The sequence below is a fragment of the Micromonospora sagamiensis genome, from assembly GCF_014680085.1.
GTDB classification, from domain to species: Bacteria; Actinomycetota; Actinomycetes; order Mycobacteriales; family Micromonosporaceae; genus Micromonospora; species Micromonospora inyonensis.
Genome location: NZ_AP023438.1, coordinates 587849 through 603048 on the forward strand (window position 1 = coordinate 587849; position 15200 = coordinate 603048).

Sequence of the window (15200 nt, forward strand, 5' to 3'; positions counted from 1 at the left end):
AAGGACCCGAGACCATGAAACCGCAACCGTTCCGCCTGCACGACCAGCGTGTCGTCCGCGCCTTCGTCGAGGCCCGCCGCGGTCACACCGCCGACGAGCCCCGGCTGAGGTTCGGCTGGAGCAACTGGGGTTTCGGCACCGAGGAGCTGGCGGCGACCGCCGCGCGGCTGGAGAAGAACGACGTGCGGTACGTCGAGCTGCACGGCAACCTCTACTCCCCCGACCTCGGGTACCGGCCGGACGAGACGCTCCGGGTGCTCGCCGACCACGGCATCACCGTCTCCGGGGTCTGCGGCATGGTCACCCCGCACCAGGAGTTCGCCCACAACCTGCCGCACGTCCGGGCCCGTGCGATCGAGTACTTCCGCCGCCAGGCCGAGTTCACCGCCGCGGTGGGGGGCTCGTACCTGCTCTTCGGCGCGGGTTCGGTCGGCCGGCCCACCGCGTTCGACTCCTACGAGCTGGAACGGTCCGCCCGGACCATGCGCCTGGTGGCCGACGACTTCGCCGCCGCCGGCATCCGGGGTGCGGTCGAGCCGATCCGGCCCGAGGAGACCAGCGTGGTGCACACCTTCGCCGAGGCGCTGCGCCTGCTCGACCTGGTGGACCACCCCGCCATCGCGCACGTCAACGGGGATCTCTACCACATGCTCAGCGGGGAGCTGCACATCGGCGCCACGCTCCTCGAGCACGGCCATCGCATGATCAACCTGCACCTGGCGGACACCAACCGTCGCGCCCTCGGACACGGCCTGCTCGACCTGGACGTGGTGATCATGGCCCTGTACGCCATCGGCTACCAGCGGGGCGACAACTACTGCTCGGCGGAACCCCTCGGTGCCGGGGGCAACCCGTACGCCGCGATGAACCTGCCGCCGCAGCCCGAGCGCCTCGACGAGCTGGTCGGCGTCACCGCGCGCACGTTCCGCGAGCGCGAGGCCGAGGTGCTCGGCGCGAGCGACGAGGAGCTGTACGCCCTCTACCAGATCGACTCCGAGTAGTGGCGATGCCGGCGTTCACGCTGCACGTGGTCTGTCCCAACCCGGCCGTCGACCGGCTCCAGGTGGTGGAACGGTTCCGGCCGTTCGAGGTCAACCGCGTGGTGGAGGTACGCAGCCTGCCCGGCGGCAAGGGCCTGATCGTCTGCCGGGGTGCCCGTCGCCTCGGTGCCACGGTCACCGCGCACGGCTTCGTCGGCGGCGCCACCGGTCAGGTGATCCGCGACGGCTGCGCCGAGCTGGGCGTGCACGACCGGCACGTCGAGATCGCCGGGGAGACCCGGGTGACCCCGGTGGTGATCGACCGGGCCACCGGCCGGTCGACGGTGCTCAACGAACGCGGCCCGCAGGTCACCGAAGCCGACCAGGAACGGTTGCTCGCCGGCCTGGTGGAGACGGTGCGTCCGGGCGACGTCGTGGTCGCCACCGGCAGCCTGCCGCCGGGTTGCGCCGCCGACCTGCACGCGCGGGTCGCCCGGCTGGCCCTGGAGCGGGGGGCGACGGCCATCGTCGACGCCCACGGCGGGCCCCTCGCCCGGGTGCTCGACGACGCGCGGGCCACCCGGCCCGCCGGCCGGCTGGTGGTCAAGCCCAACGCCGAGGAACTCTCCGGCGTCCTGGGCCGGCCACTGCCGGACCGGGCCGCGACCAGGGCCGCCGTACGGGACCTGCACGCCCGTACCGGTATCACCTTCGTGGTGACCCTCGGCACCGACGGGGCGGTCTGGACCGACGGTGCCGACGACCTGGCGGTGGACACGCCGCCGGTCGAGACGGTCAACGCGACCGGCTCCGGTGACTCCTTCCTGGCCGGTCTCGCGGTCGCCCTCGGCCGGGAGGACGACCCGGTGTCGGCCCTGGTCCTGGCCTCGGCGATGGGGGCTGCCAACGCCGCGTCCCTGGAGCCCGACGTCGACCCGGTGCTGGTCGAGCGGCTCCGGGGACGGGTGACCGTGAGCCGGCGGGGCGCCGAGGGATGAGCCAGTTCATCGGCGTCGACATCGGCACCACCCGGACGAAGGTCGGGTGCTACGACGCCGACGCTGGCCGGCTGGTCGCGCTCCGGCACGCGCCCACCGTCGTCGACCCCGACCCGTGGGGCGGCCGCCGGGACGCCACCCGGCTCGCCGCCTCCGTCGGCGGCCTGCTGGCGGACCTGCTCGCCGACCCGGCGGTCCGAACCGCCGACCTGGCCGGGGTCGGGGTCGGATCGGTCGGCGAGGAGGTCGTGCTGCTCGCCGCCGACAGCACCGTCACCGCGCCGGTGCTGGCCTGGTTCGCCGGGCACGGCCAGCAGGCCAAGGCGACCCTCGGCGGGGACAACGCCTGGACCGACACGGACGAGACCTTCTCGGTGTTCAAGCTGCGGTGGCTGGCCGAGCAGCTGCCCGACCGCCTGGCGGCGGCGCGCACCTTCACCTCGCTCGCCGACTTCGTCGCCCGGGACCTGCTCGCCGACCACGCGGCCCCGGTGTTCCTCAACGTCTCGCACGCCTCGCGCACCGGGCTGCTCGACGTCCGCGCCGGCCTGCTGCGCACCGGCGCCCTGCCGGACCTCGGACTGGGCACGCTGTCCCTGCCCGACCTGGTCGACAGCGCCACCGTCGTGGGCCGGACGTCGGGTGCGGGCGTGCTGCCGGCCGGTGTCCCCGTGGTGGCCGGCGGCCACGACCACATGTGCGGCGCCTTCGGCACCGGCGTCCGCGCCGCCGGTGACGTCTACGTCTCGGCCGGCACCTCGGAGGCGCAGGTGCTGCTGGTCGACGCCCTGCCCGACGTGGTCGAACCGGGCCTGGACACCGGGGTCTTCGTGGCCGGCGGCCTGCGGTTCGTGCACCGCGCCACCCCGTCCGGCCGGTACTACCGGGCCTGGCACGACCTGCTCTACCCCGGAGTCGACGACGCGACGATGTGGGCCGAGTTGACCCGCGTCGTCGACCAGGTCGGCCCGGCCACGATCGAGGCGGAACGGCGGCGCACCCGCCTCGCCGCCCTGCCGATGGACGTCACCCGCGCCCACGCGATGGTCAGCCTGCTCAAGGGGCTCGCGGTCGAGGCCGAGGCGACCACCGCCCGGCTGGGTCGGCTCGGCGGCATCGAGATCACCGACGTCACCGTCGCGGGCGTGGCCGCCGGCTGGCCGACCTGGCGGCGGCTGCGTCAGGACGCCACCCGCCGCCGGCTCCGGTTCGTGGACGAACCCGAGGCCACCGTCCTCGGCGTCGCCGTCCTCGCCCAGTACGGCGTCACCGGCCGGGCCGACGTCCCGGTGCACCTGACCACCACCCGACCCCGAGGGGGAGACGATGAACCCGACTGAGCTGCTGCGCACGTACCGCCTCGTCCCGGTCGTCGTCCTCGACGACGCCGCGCACGCCGAACCCCTCGCGGACGCGCTGGCCACCGGCGGCCTGCCGGTCGCCGAGGTCACCTTCCGCACCCCGGCGGCTGCCGAGGCGATCGCCCGGATGGCCGCCCACGGTGGTGTCACCGTCGGCGCGGGCACCGTCACCACCGTCGATCAGGTCGACGAGGCGGTCCGGGCCGGCGCACGCTTCGTCGTGTCGCCCGGGTTCAGCGCGGCCGTCGTCCGCCGCTGCCAGGAGCACGGGATCTTCGTGCTGCCGGGCGCGAGCACCGCGACGGAGGTCATGACGGCTCTCGACGCCGGAGTCGACGTGGTCAAGTTCTTCCCCGCCGGCACCTCGGGCGGGGCCCCGGCGGTCGCCGCGCTCTCCGCGCCGTTCCCGCAGGTCTCCTTCGTCCCGACCGGCGGCATCGACGCCGACTCCGCCGCCGACTACCTCCGGCTGCCGTCGGTTCTCGCGGTGGGCGGCAGCTGGATGGTTCCCCGCGCGGCCATCGCGGCCGGCGAGTTCGCCCGCGTCGCGGACCTCGTCCGCACCAGCGTCGCCGCCGTCACCCGCTGACCCGCCCTCGGGCCACGCCGATCGTCGTGCGCCACGGGCGGCCCGGGGTACGGCGGGCGGCCACGCGCGGCACCGGCGCGCTGGCGCATGGAGTCGACCGCAGAGGGTAGCCACGAGCGGAGCCGACCCGAGGGAGGAGAGCAGATACCCCCAGGGGGTATCCTCGTGTCCTGAGGGAGGCGTTGACGATGTCGCACGAGCACCAGGCCACGCCGATGTCGGCGGGCAGTCACCCGGACACCGACCGGCAGCACGAGCAGCACGGCGAACCCCGTGGCCATCCGGCCCACCACCGCTCCGGGCACGGGGGGCACGACAAGCACGCCGGGCACGACCCGGAGATGTTCCGCCGCAGGTTCTGGCTGAGTCTGGTCCTGACCGTACCGATCGTGGCGACCAGTCACATGGTGATGGACTGGTTCGGCTACCGGCTCGACCTCCCCGGCGTCGACTGGGTGGGGCCGGTGCTGGGCACGGTGGTGTTCGCCTGGGGTGGGTGGCCGTTCCTGCAGGGCGCGGTACGGGAGGTCCGGGACCGGGCGCCCGGGATGATGCTGCTGGTCGCGATGGCGATCACCGTGGCGTACGTGGCGTCGTCGGCCACCGCGCTGGGCGCGTTCGAGCTGGACTTCTGGTGGGAGCTGGCCGCCCTGGTCACGATCATGCTGCTGGGGCACTGGCAGGAGATGAAGGCGATCGGCCAGGCCCGGGGCGCACTGTCGGCCCTGGCCGCGCTGCTGCCCGACGACGCCGAACTCCTCGACGCGCAGGGCCAGCCGAAGCGGGTGTCCGTGGCCGAGCTGGGAGTCGGGGACGTGGTCCTCGTCCGCCCCGGCGCACGGGTGCCGGCCGACGGCACCATCGTCGACGGTGGCGCCGAGATGGACGAGTCGATGATCACCGGGGAGTCCCGGCCGGTCACCCGGGCCACCGGCGACCGGGTGGTCGCCGGCACGGTGGCCACCGACGCGCCGATCCGGGTCCGGGTCACGGCCATCGGCGAGGACACCGCCCTGGCCGGCATCCAGCGCCTGGTGGCACAGGCGCAGCAGTCCAGCGGTCGGGCGCAGGTGCTCGCCGACCGGTTCGCCGCCGGGCTGTTCTACGTCGCCACCGCCACCGCCGTGGTGACCGTGCTGGCCTGGACGGTGCTCGGCAACCTCGACGAGGCCGTCGTGCGCACGGTCACGGTGCTGGTGATCGCGTGCCCGCACGCCCTCGGTCTGGCCATCCCGCTGGTGATCGCGCTGTCCACCGCGGTGGCGGCCAAGGGAGGCATCCTGATCAAGGACCGGGTCGCACTGGAGCGGATGCGCACCGTCGACGCGGTGCTGTTCGACAAGACCGGCACCCTGACCCGGGGCGAGCACGTCGTCACCGGCGTGACCGCCACCGCCGTCGCCAGCGACCACGAGGTCCTGACCATCGCCGCGGCGGTGGAGGCGGACAGCGAACATCCACTGGCCCGCGCGATCGTCGCCGCGGCCGGCGACCGGGGCGTCCCCCACCGGGCCACCGGCTTCCGGTCGCTGAGCGGACGCGGCGTGCGCGCCGACGTCGACGGCACCACCTACGCCGTCGGCGGACCCGCCCTGCTACGCGAACTCGACGCGACCGCCCCCGACGAACTCCAGCGCCAGCAGGACGACTGGTCGCGGCGTGGAGCCGCGGTACTCCACCTGCTGCGCCTCGACGGCGACCGGGCAACCGTCGTGGGCGCTCTGGCACTCGAGGACCAGGTCCGCCCCGAGGCCCGGCAGGCCATCGCCGAGTTGCGCGACCAGGGTGTCCGCAAGATCGTGATGATCACTGGTGACGCCCGGCCGGTCGCCGAGGCGGTCGCCGCCGACCTCGGGTTCCGCCCCGGCGAGGACGAGGTCTTCGCCGAGGTGCTGCCCGCCGACAAGGACGACGCCGTCGCGGACCTGCAGAAGCGGGGTCTACGGGTGGCGATGGTGGGCGACGGCGTGAACGACGCCCCCGCCCTGGCCCGCGCCGACGTCGGCATCGCCATCGGTGCCGGTACGGACGTCGCGATCGAGTCCGCCGGTGTCGTCCTGGCCTCCTCCGATCCACGCGGGGTCACCGGCGTGATCCGACTGTCCCGGGCCTCCTACCGCAAGATGATCCAGAACCTGGCCTGGGCCGCCGGCTACAACGTGGTCGCCCTGCCCCTGGCCGCGGGTGTCCTGGCCTGGGCCGGCGTCACGCTCAACCCCGCCGTCGCGGCGGTGCTGATGTCCGCCTCCACCATCGTCGTCGCGCTCAACGCCCAACTCCTGCGCCGGGTACGGCTGCGTCCGGCGGCCGGGTAGGCACAGCCTCGGTCACGATCCCGTCATGCCCGGCACGGCCGATCCGGCGGACGCGCGGTACCCGCATCAGCGGGGCGTACGGAGACGGTCGAACCACTCGCGGAGGTCGAGGTCGTTCTCGTCGTCACCGGAGCGGGTGGGCGGTGCGCGTCGCTCGGGTTCGTCGCCGAGGGCGAGATCCCGGCTCGGCGGGGTGAAGTCCGCCTCCGGTCTGCCCTCGGTGGCGGTGACGATCACCCGGGCCACCGCCTCCACCACGCCGGACTGCGCCGCGATGCCCACCCGGTCGGTGGGGTCGTCGGGGTTCGCCGCGATTCCGGCGACGGCGACCTGCGGGGTGTACGCGACGAACGACTTGGTGGCGTCCTGGTCCGAGGTGCCCGACTTGCCGGCCAGCGGGCGGCCGTCGACGATCCGGTCCGCAGCGGCGGCGGTGCCGCCGGTGCACCGCCCGTACGCCGGATCCTGGCCGACCGGGCAGCGGGCCGCGTCGGTGGCCGCCCGTGCCACGTCGGCGTCGAGCACCCGCCGGCAGGACGGGTCGCCGGCCGGCAGCTTCGTGCCGTCCGGGCCGGCGACCGAGAGCACCGGCAGCGGGGCGCAGTACGTGCCCTCGGCGGCCACGGTGGCGTACGCGGCGGCCAGGTCGAGCGGGGTGGTGGCCGACACGCCGAGGGTGAACGCCCCCCAGTCGGCGGCGTCGGTACGGGCCAGGTTCTCGTCGAGGTCGGAGCGGAACGTGATGCCGAGCCGCTGCGCCATCTCGACCACCTTCGCCGGGCCGACCTGCTCGGAGAGCCGGACGAAGTACGTGTTCACCGATCGGCCGAAGGCGTCCCACATGGTCCGGTAGCCGTTCATGCTGGCCGGGTCGGCGTTGGCCGGGCACCACCGGTCACCGCAGACCGCCGTCGACCCCTCCGCCGGGTACCGGGTGGGCAGCCGGGTCGGCGCGTAGTACTCGGTGTCCAGCGGCAGCCCCGACTCCAGGGCGGCGAGCATGGTGAACAGCTTGAACGTCGACCCGGCCTGGTAGCCGTCGATGGCCCCGCCACCGGCCACGAGCTGGTTGACCGTGTTCGGGCGGTTGTCCTGCCCGGCGGGGTTGGCGGCGAGGCTGTAGTTCCGGTTGACCGCCATCGCCAGCACCCGGCCGGTGCCCGGCTCGACGGCCGCGATCGGCAGCGCCCGGGGTTCGTCGGAGTCGAAGACCGCCAGCGACTGGCGTAGCGCGCTCGCCTGCACCGTCGGGTCCAGCGAGGTGACGACGGTGTACCCGCCCCGGCGCAGGGCCTGTTCGCGTTCGGCGACGGTGCCGCCGAAGGCCGGCTGCGCCAGCCACCAGCTGCGCAGGTAGTCGCAGAAGAAGCCCCAGTCGGCGTGGCTGCCGGGAATCGCGGTGCAGCCGTTGGGCTGCTCGGTCGGGTCGAGCGTCAGGTCCTCGGCGCGGGCCCGGTCCGCCTGCGCGGTGGTGATCGCGCCGGTGACCACCATCGAGTCGAGCACGTACGAGCGGCGCACCAGGGCCGCGTCCCGGTCGCCGTCGATCGGGCTGTACTCGTTCGGCGACTGCACCAGACCGGCCAGCAGGGCGGCCTGGGCGAGGGTCAGCTCGGCCGGGGTCACGCTGAAGTACCGTTCGCTGGCCGCCGCGATGCCGTACGCCCCGGAACCGAAGTACGCGATGTTGAGGTAGCGGGCGAGGATCTCGTCCTTGTCGAGGGTCTGCTCCAGCGCGGCGGCGTACCGGATCTCCTGGAGCTTGCGCCCGACGCTCACCTCGGTCGCGCTCTGCCGCTCCTCGGCGGTGCGCTCCGGGTCGCTCTTGAGCACGTTGCGGACGTACTGCATGGTCAGCGTGGAGGCGCCCTGCGTCGTCCCCTCCTTGGCGTTGGTGACCAGGGCGCGGGCCACTCCCCGCAGGTCCACCCCGCCGTGGGAGTAGAAGCGCCGGTCCTCGGCCGCCACGATCGCCTGGCGCATCACCGGAGCGATCTCCGTCAGCGGCACGTCCCGGCGGTCGACGTCGTAGAAGTTGGTGATCAGCGTCCGTCCGTCGCGGGCGTAGACCGCGGTGCGCTGGGCGGTGGCAGGAGCGCGCAGTTCCTGCGGCAGGCCACCCCAGGCGTCGCTGGTCGCCTTCACGGTCAGGCCGAGGAAGAGGTTGCCGGGGAAGGCGGCAGCGGCCAGGACGAGCCCGGCGAGGACACCGCAGAGCACCACGGCGGCCAGCCGGCCCACCAGCGATCGGGAACGCATTTCCCCAGGTTGACGCGGTTTTGCGAGCATCGCCCACTCCCTGGCGCGGGTTGCCAGGAAACTCACGGCGACCCGCCGGTGCCGGCCCCACCGGCCGGGGTGCGGTGCGGAACGGTGTCCGGTTCGTCCTGGATCCCCGGTCATCGGGTGCCGGCCGGGGGCGTGGGGGTGGCCAGACTCGCGGCGGCGGCGTCCCGGACGATCTGCCGGGGCACCAGCCGGCCCGCGCGGTAGGCGACGCCGATCCCGGCGACCAGCGCGAACACCGCACCGAAGGTCTGCAACGAACCGACCAGCGCGCCGCCGAGGCCGAGCAGGGGCGCGGCGATGACCAGCATCGCCCCGTCACCGATGCTGAACACCCCGGAGCGGGCGACCGCCCATCCGGTCAGCGCCCAGCCGGCGCTGTAGCAGGTCGCCCCGACCAGGACCAGGCTCCGCGCGGTGGTGCCGAAGACCAGGGTCTGCTCGGCGAGCCCGGCGAACGGCAGCATCAGCACCGTCCCGGCCAGGCTGACCAGCAGCCCGGCGGCGGCGCTGCGCCGGCTGCGGGTGGTCACCAGCAGACCGGCCAGCGCCAGCAGGGCGAGCAGACCGATCCACACCGCCCCGACCCAGCCGACCAGGTAGAGCGGCCGGCCGTCAGCCGGGTACGGGTCGTTGCCGGCGCCACCGTCGCTGGCCAGCGCCACCGTGCCGTAGAGGATCGCGTACGCCGGCAGCAGCCACACCGACGCGCGGGCGAGCCGTCGCATCGACCAGGCCCAGGTGGCGTCGGTGGCCGGGCCGGCCGGGGTCGGCTCGACGACGAAGGGCAGCACCCCGAACCCACCGCCGGTACGGCGCGAGCCGATGGGCCCCGTCGGGTCGTGCGCCCCGGGCACCGCCGCGCGGGAACGGACCGGTCTCGTCGGATCGTTCATGCGTCACCTCGCTCACTGCTCCGGGGCCGGCGGCCCCACCGACCATGCGGTCGGCGAGGTGGACCGGCCCGGTGGCCAGGGACGCGTACGGCGCCCCGGCACCTGGTCACCATCGGTCCTCGAACCGATCGTGGCAGGCACCGGAGCGCCGTATGAGCGTTATTCGCTTTTTGCCCCCGGAGCCGGGGGCGGTGCTGTTCGCCCTGGTCAGCCCCGTTCGCGCTGGTCGGCCGGGTCTTGGAGCAGACTGTTCGGGGACACCGGCTCCGGCGCGGGCAGCCCCTGCGGGCCGTGGCCGCCGGTGGCCTGCGCCTCGGCGACGCGTACCTCGTCGTGGATCTGCCGGGCGGCGGCCGCCGCGGCCTGCGCGGCCTCGGCGGCCTCCCGCTCCACGTCGCTCGCCCCGGACGAGGCCTGCGGCGTCGGGGCGTCACCGACCATCTGGCTCAGCCCGCCGAGCGCGCCGCCCATGCCCTCCAGGGCCTTGGTCAGCTCGGCCGGAACGATCCAGACCTTGTTGGCGGTGCCGTTGGCGATCTGGGGCAGGGCCTGGAGGTACTGGTAGGCGAGCACCTTCTGGCTCGGGTTGGCCTGGTGGATCGCGTCGAAGACGGTCCGGATCGCCTTCGCCTGCCCCTCGGCCTGGAGGATCCGCGCCTGCCGGTCACCGTCGGCCCGCAGCACCGCCGCCTGCTTCTCACCCTCGGCGGTGAGGATCTGCGACTGCTTGTGCCCCTCGGCGTTGAGGATCGCGGCCCGGCGGTCCCGCTCGGCGCGCATCTGCTTCTCCATCGAGTCACGGATGCTCGGCGGCGGCTCGATCGCCTTGATCTCCACCCGGGTCACCTTGATGCCCCAGCGGCCGGTGGTCTCGTCCAGCACACCGGAGAGGTGCCGGTTGATCTCCTCCCGGCTGGTCAGCGCCCGCTCCAGGTCCAGCGAGCCGATCACGTTCCGCAGCGTGGTGACGGTGAGCTGCTCGATCGCCTGGAGGAAGTTCGAGATCTCGTACGTGGCCCGCGCCGAGTCGATCACCTTGAAGTAGAGCACGGTGTCGATCGAGACGACCAGGTTGTCCGAGGTGATCACCGGCTGCGGCGGAAAGCTGACCACCTGCTCCCGCATGTCGACTTTGGTACGTACCGCGTCGATGAACGGGACCAGCAGGTTCAGCCCGGGGTTCAGGGTGCGCTTGTACTTGCCGAGCCGCTCGACCACGTCCTGACGCTGCTGCGGCACGATGCGCACCGCCTTGGCCAGAGCGATCACCGCGATCAGCGCCATGGCGCCGAACAGCACCGCGATCACCAGTTCCATACGTTCTCCCTTTCGACTGGGGAGAGTTCCCCGAAGAAATGTCGTCCTGCCGGGCCAGGGCGGTCGCGCCCCGCGGCCCGGGTCACCTGAATGCCGCCCCCCGCACCGGGCTGGAGGATGCGTACCCGCCCGTCACCGTCGGCGCGCATCTGCTTCTCCGCCGCGTCCCGGATGCGTGGGCGACGGCTCGATCGCCGTGATCTCCACCCGGGTCACCGTGATGCCCCAGCGGCCGGTGGTCTGGTCCAGCACACCGGAGAGGTGCTGGTTGACCTCCTCCCGGCTGGTCAACGCCCGCTCCAGGTCCAACGAACCGACCACGTTGCGCAGAGTGAGGACGGTGAGCTGCTCGATCGTCTGAAGGACGTTCGACACCTCGTAGGTCGCCCGCGCCGGATCGACCACCCGGTAGGAGAGCACCGTGCCGATCGAGACGACCCGGTCGTCCGAGGTGATCACCGGCTGCGGCGGAAAGCTGACCACCTGCTCCCGCATGTCGACTTTGGTACGTACCGCGTCGATGAACGGGACCAGCAGGTTCAGCCCGGGGTTCAGGGTGCGCTCGTACTTGCCGAGCCGCTCGACCACGTCCTGACGTTCCGGTGGCACGATGCGCACCGCCTTGACCAGAGCGACCAGCGCCACCGCGCCGAGCAGCACCGCGATCACCGGGTCCATACCCTCACCCTCCCGACCGGGGAAGCTCGCCGGGGGAGATGTCGTCCTGCCAGACCAGGGCGGTCGCGCCCCGGACCTGGATCACCTGGACGCGCTGGCCGGGCACGAAGACGTGCGTCGCGTCGTACGAGCGGGCGCTCCACAGCTCGCCGTCGATCTTCACCAGGCCGCCCTCGGCGTCGACCTGCTCCAGCACCAACGCGTTGGCCCCTTCCAGGGCCTCCACCCCGAACGGCTGCTCGCCGGTGGAGAGCGCCGAGCGGCGGTGCCGCTGGATCGTGGGACGGGCCGTCAGGACCGTCAGTGCGGAGACCGCCGCGAAGACGATCGCCTGCACCCCGACCGGCGCGCCGAGCGCCGCCGCACCCGCCGCGGCGAACGCCCCGGCCGCGAACATGATCAGGAAGAGCGTCGTCGTGAAAATCTCCGCGACAGCGAGCAGCGCACCCAGCACGATCCAGAGCAACGTGTCCACGTCACCGATCGTGCCACGTGCGTGCACCCCACCACGAACGACGAAGATCAGTAAGCTCGGGCCAGCCGGTCAGACCGGCATGTCACCACCGAAAAGGAGCGAAATGTCCTTGCTGCCGGAGACCGCCCGCCGGGTGGAGACCCTCGTCACCACGGCCCAGTCCACCGGGCGTACCCCCTCGCTGGTGATCGGCGTGGTACGGGGCGGGGCACTGGCCCATCTCAGCGTGGCCGGCGAGCATCCCCGCCCCGACGCCGACCTCCAGTACCGGATCGGCTCGATCAGCAAGACCATGACGGCGGTCCTGGTCATGCAGCTCCGCGACGCCGGGCGACTCGCGCTCGACGACCCGTTGGAACGGCACCTGCCCGGCACCGGAGTCGGCACCCTGACCCTGCGTCAACTTCTCGGCCACGCCAGCGGCCTGCAACGTGAGCCGGACGGGCAGTGGTGGGAGCGCGCCGAGGGCAGCGATCTGGCGACCCTGCTCGCCGGCGTGACGGCGGAGAAGCTGGCGTACCCGCCGTACCTGGGCTACCACTACTCCAACCTGGCGTACGGGCTGCTCGGCGGCGTGCTGGAGGCGACCACCGGCACGCCGTGGTTCGCCCTGCTGCGGGAACGGATCCTCGAACCGCTCGGCATGCGTCGCACCACGTACCAGGCCACCGAGCCGTTCGCCCGGGGCTACGTGGTGCACCCCTGGCACGACACGCTGCGCGAGGAGCCACGGACCGACACCGGGGCGATGGCCCCCGCCGGCCAGCTCTGGTCGACCGCCACCGACCTGGCCACCTGGGCGGCCTTCCTCGCCGACCCGGCACCGGAGGTGCTCGCCGCCAGCAGCCTCACCGAGATGTGCGCGCCGGTCGTGCTCAGCGACCTCGACTCCTGGCGCGGCGGGCACGGCCTCGGGCTGGAACTCTGCCGCCAGGGCGACCGGGTGTACGTCGGCCACGGCGGCTCGATGCCCGGGTACGTCGCCGCCCTGGCGGTGCACCGCCCGTCCCGCACCGGCATCGTCGGCTTCGCCAACTCGTACGGCTTCCGGGCCGGTGGGATCGGCGCGCTCGGCCTGGAGGTGCTCACCACCGTGCTGGACGCCGAGCCGACCCCGGCGACGCCGTGGCGGCCCGCCGCCGCACCACCGCCAGCGGAGGTGGCCGAGCTGACCGGGCGCTGGTGGTGGATGGGGCACCCGACCGACGTCACCTGGGACGGCGGCGCGGGTCACCTGGTGGCGTACCGGCGGGGCGAGCGGATGCTCCGGTTCGCGCCGGAGGGGCCGGACCGCTGGCGGGGGTGCTCCGCCGAGGAGAACGGCGAACTGCTCACCGTGCTGCGCGACGGCAGCGGACAGGCGGTCGCCCTGGACGTGGCGACCTTCGTCCTCACCCGCAGCCCGGACGAGGAGCCCTGATCGTCGGCTGCGCCCGGTTCTGGTGGTAGCAGGGGACCCCTGCACGACAAAAAGCGGTAACAAGGGGCCCCTGCTACCACCCCAGCCCACCCCCAGCCAGCCGACGCCTCAGCCGGGCTCGGTGACGAAGTCGATGAGGCGTTCCATCGCGTTGATCAGTGGAGTCTCCACGTCGGCGAAGCTGTCGACCCGGGAGAGGATGTGCCGCCACATGTCGGCGGGCTCGGCCACCCCGAGCGCGGTGCAGACCCCCTCCTTCCAGGGACGCCCCGGCGGCACCACCGGCCAGGCCCGGATGCCGAGCGCCGCCGGTTTCACCGCCTGCCAGACGTCGACGTAGGGGTGCCCGGTCACCAGCACGTACGGCGAGTCGACCCGGGCGACGATCCGGCTCTCCTTCGAGCCGGGCACCAGGTGGTCGACGAGCACCCCGAGCCGTCGGGTCGGGCCGGGGGCGAAGGCGCGCACCTCGGCGTCGAGGGCGTCGATGCCGTCCAGCGGCTCCACCACGACCCCCTCGATGCGCAGGTCGTCGCCCCAGATCCGCTCCACCAGGGCGGCGTCGTGCACCCCCTCCACCCAGATCCGGCTGGCCTTCGCCACCTGGGCGCGTACCCCCTCGACGGCGATCGAACCGGAGGCGGTGCGGCGGCGGGCGGCGGGCACCGGCGGGCGGGTCGGCCGGCGCAGCGTGACCGGTTCGCCGTCGAGCCGGAACGCCGCCGGCAGCAGCGGGAAGTTGCGCCGTCGGCCGTGCCGGTCCTCCAGCACCACCGCGCCGGCCTCGAACCCGACCACCGCGCCGCAGAAGCCCGAGTCGGCGTCCTCGACCACCAGGTCGGGTTCGGCGTCCACCTCGGGCACCGCCCTGTGCCGCCGCCAGTCCCCCGCCAGCACGTCCTCGCCGTATCGCCTCCCCATGGCCGTGACGGTAACCGCCGGCCCGCCTCGAACGACGCAGGCACGCCGCCCACCGCCCGGGTCACCGCGGGTCGGAACGGGGCAAGCTGGGGCAGGCGGTACGGCCCCCGCGACGGTCGAGACAGAGCCGCCGTCACGACGTACCCTTCTCTGCATGTCTCCCGCAACGGGCGCGGTCGCTCTCGCTCCGCGCCGGTCGAGCCGGTTCGTGGCCTGGGTGCGCGCGTGGCGCGCCGGGCTGGTCCCGTTCGACGAGGTGCCCGACGCGGTCGCCGGCGACGAGGAACACCTCGTCGCCGACGCCCCCGGCACCTGGACGGACGTGCCGTTGCGCGACGCGCTGCCCACCCTGGCCCGGCTCTCCCCGGACGAGATCCGGCTGGTGCTGCCCGCACCGGGCGACCCACGGGGCCTGCCCGGTCCGGGCGACTTCACCGGTGCGGCGCTGCTCGCCGGTGAGGCGGTGGTCGCCGGTGGGCTGGGCCTGATCCCCCAGGTCCGGACGCACACCTCGGGCTCCGGGATGACCTGGGAGACGGTGCTGTGGCGGTTCTACCCGCTGCCGGCCGACGCCCCCACCGCGTCGCTGACGATGCCCTGTGCCGCCGAGGCCGAGGCGGAACTGGCCACCGCGCTGGCCGAGACCACCGCCGCGCTGACCCGGCTGGACGTCGCCCAGTGGCGGCCCGAGCTGGCCGGCGCGCTGGCCGCGCTGCGCCGTCCGGACGGCGCGACCGACCTGCCACCCGGCTTCGACCCACGGTCGCGGCGACTGTTCGCCCGCGCCGCCGTGCTCGACCGGGTGCTCGCGCTGGCCGAACACGCCGCACCGGGCGGAGCGGTCAACGGGTACGAGGCACAGCAGCGCGACGCCGCCCTGCGCCCGCTGACCACCGCGTGCCGGCGCGCCCTGGTCGCCGCCTGCAACGCCCCACTGCGTCCCTGACCCGGGACGCACGGCCCC

The 15200-nt window shown here is 73.7% G+C and carries 12 protein-coding genes and 1 pseudogene; 7 read left to right on the forward strand and 6 right to left on the reverse strand.

What is annotated here, in order from left to right; translation table 11 throughout:
- The first annotated feature begins 14 nt into the window (after positions 1 to 14).
- From IGA62_RS02180 to IGA62_RS02200, 5 genes are all read left to right on the forward strand, one after another.
- Entirely contained in the window at positions 15 to 1001 is a 987-nt protein-coding gene (locus IGA62_RS02180; RefSeq protein ID WP_145816678.1) for a sugar phosphate isomerase/epimerase family protein, read from the forward strand.
- Positions 1002 to 1006: 5 nt separating this feature from the next.
- Positions 1007 to 1978, forward strand: a complete 972-nt coding sequence (locus tag IGA62_RS02185; protein ID WP_145816676.1) for a 1-phosphofructokinase family hexose kinase — start codon at positions 1007 to 1009, stop codon at positions 1976 to 1978.
- Positions 1975 to 3318 (forward strand): FGGY-family carbohydrate kinase, encoded by a 1344-nt coding sequence (locus IGA62_RS02190; RefSeq protein WP_145816674.1) that lies wholly within the window; start codon positions 1975 to 1977, stop codon positions 3316 to 3318. Before IGA62_RS02185 ends, IGA62_RS02190 begins: the two co-directional genes overlap by 4 nt.
- Positions 3305 to 3928: a bifunctional 4-hydroxy-2-oxoglutarate aldolase/2-dehydro-3-deoxy-phosphogluconate aldolase gene (gene eda / locus IGA62_RS02195; protein WP_145816672.1), complete on the forward strand. Its 624-nt coding sequence runs from the start codon at positions 3305 to 3307 to the stop codon at positions 3926 to 3928. Before IGA62_RS02190 ends, eda begins: the two co-directional genes overlap by 14 nt.
- A 188-nt stretch (positions 3929 to 4116) precedes the next feature.
- Positions 4117 to 6243 (forward strand): heavy metal translocating P-type ATPase, encoded by a 2127-nt coding sequence (locus tag IGA62_RS02200; protein WP_244948700.1) that lies wholly within the window; start codon positions 4117 to 4119, stop codon positions 6241 to 6243.
- A 66-nt stretch (positions 6244 to 6309) separates the two neighbouring features.
- Here the strand turns inward: IGA62_RS02200 and IGA62_RS02205 are convergent, their stop codons facing one another.
- From IGA62_RS02205 to IGA62_RS02225, 5 genes and pseudogenes are all read right to left on the reverse strand, one after another.
- Positions 6310 to 8532, reverse strand: a complete 2223-nt coding sequence (locus tag IGA62_RS02205; protein ID WP_377465228.1) for a transglycosylase domain-containing protein — start codon at positions 8530 to 8532, stop codon at positions 6310 to 6312.
- Positions 8533 to 8642: 110 nt separating this feature from the next.
- The gene (locus IGA62_RS02210; protein WP_145816668.1) at positions 8643 to 9425 is read right to left on the reverse strand and encodes a hypothetical protein; all 783 of its coding nucleotides are present in this window, start codon (positions 9423 to 9425) and stop codon (positions 8643 to 8645) included.
- 207 nt (positions 9426 to 9632) lie between these two features.
- The gene (locus tag IGA62_RS02215; protein ID WP_145816666.1) at positions 9633 to 10742 is read right to left on the reverse strand and encodes an SPFH domain-containing protein; all 1110 of its coding nucleotides are present in this window, start codon (positions 10740 to 10742) and stop codon (positions 9633 to 9635) included.
- Positions 10743 to 10810: 68 nt separating this feature from the next.
- Positions 10811 to 11420 (reverse strand): annotated as a pseudogene (locus IGA62_RS02220) (SPFH domain-containing protein); the annotation flags it as partial.
- 4 nt (positions 11421 to 11424) lie between these two features.
- Positions 11425 to 11895 (reverse strand): NfeD family protein, encoded by a 471-nt coding sequence (locus tag IGA62_RS02225; RefSeq protein ID WP_145816664.1) that lies wholly within the window; start codon positions 11893 to 11895, stop codon positions 11425 to 11427.
- A 103-nt stretch (positions 11896 to 11998) separates the two neighbouring features.
- Here IGA62_RS02225 and IGA62_RS02230 point away from each other — a divergent pair, with 103 nt between their 5' ends.
- Positions 11999 to 13315: a serine hydrolase domain-containing protein gene (locus tag IGA62_RS02230; RefSeq protein ID WP_145816662.1), complete on the forward strand. Its 1317-nt coding sequence runs from the start codon at positions 11999 to 12001 to the stop codon at positions 13313 to 13315.
- Positions 13316 to 13423: 108 nt separating this feature from the next.
- Here IGA62_RS02230 and IGA62_RS02235 read toward each other — a convergent pair whose 3' ends face one another.
- Positions 13424 to 14236: a DUF3097 domain-containing protein gene (locus IGA62_RS02235; protein ID WP_145816660.1), complete on the reverse strand. Its 813-nt coding sequence runs from the start codon at positions 14234 to 14236 to the stop codon at positions 13424 to 13426.
- 154 nt (positions 14237 to 14390) lie between these two features.
- Between IGA62_RS02235 and IGA62_RS02240 the strand changes: the two genes are divergently transcribed.
- A complete protein-coding gene (locus IGA62_RS02240; RefSeq protein ID WP_145816658.1) occupies positions 14391 to 15182 on the forward strand; it encodes a hypothetical protein in 792 nt (263 codons plus the stop codon).
- The last annotated feature ends 18 nt before the right edge of the window (positions 15183 to 15200 follow it).

Excerpts from the sequence above, each read along its gene's own strand:
- IGA62_RS02180 (WP_145816678.1), top strand. The coding sequence starts at position 15 with ATGAAACCGCAACCGTTCCGCCTGCACGACCAGCGTGTCGTCCGCGCC.
- IGA62_RS02185 (WP_145816676.1), top strand. The coding sequence starts at position 1,007 with ATGCCGGCGTTCACGCTGCACGTGGTCTGTCCCAACCCGGCCGTCGAC.
- IGA62_RS02190 (WP_145816674.1), top strand. The coding sequence starts at position 1,975 with ATGAGCCAGTTCATCGGCGTCGACATCGGCACCACCCGGACGAAGGTC.
- eda (WP_145816672.1), top strand. The coding sequence starts at position 3,305 with ATGAACCCGACTGAGCTGCTGCGCACGTACCGCCTCGTCCCGGTCGTC.
- IGA62_RS02200 (WP_244948700.1), top strand. The coding sequence starts at position 4,117 with ATGTCGCACGAGCACCAGGCCACGCCGATGTCGGCGGGCAGTCACCCG.
- IGA62_RS02205 (WP_377465228.1), bottom strand. The coding sequence starts at position 8,532 with ATGCTCGCAAAACCGCGTCAACCTGGGGAAATGCGTTCCCGATCGCTG.
- IGA62_RS02210 (WP_145816668.1), bottom strand. The coding sequence starts at position 9,425 with ATGAACGATCCGACGAGACCGGTCCGTTCCCGCGCGGCGGTGCCCGGG.
- IGA62_RS02215 (WP_145816666.1), bottom strand. The coding sequence starts at position 10,742 with ATGGAACTGGTGATCGCGGTGCTGTTCGGCGCCATGGCGCTGATCGCG.
- IGA62_RS02230 (WP_145816662.1), top strand. The coding sequence starts at position 11,999 with ATGTCCTTGCTGCCGGAGACCGCCCGCCGGGTGGAGACCCTCGTCACC.
- IGA62_RS02235 (WP_145816660.1), bottom strand. The coding sequence starts at position 14,236 with ATGGGGAGGCGATACGGCGAGGACGTGCTGGCGGGGGACTGGCGGCGG.
- IGA62_RS02240 (WP_145816658.1), top strand. The coding sequence starts at position 14,391 with ATGTCTCCCGCAACGGGCGCGGTCGCTCTCGCTCCGCGCCGGTCGAGC.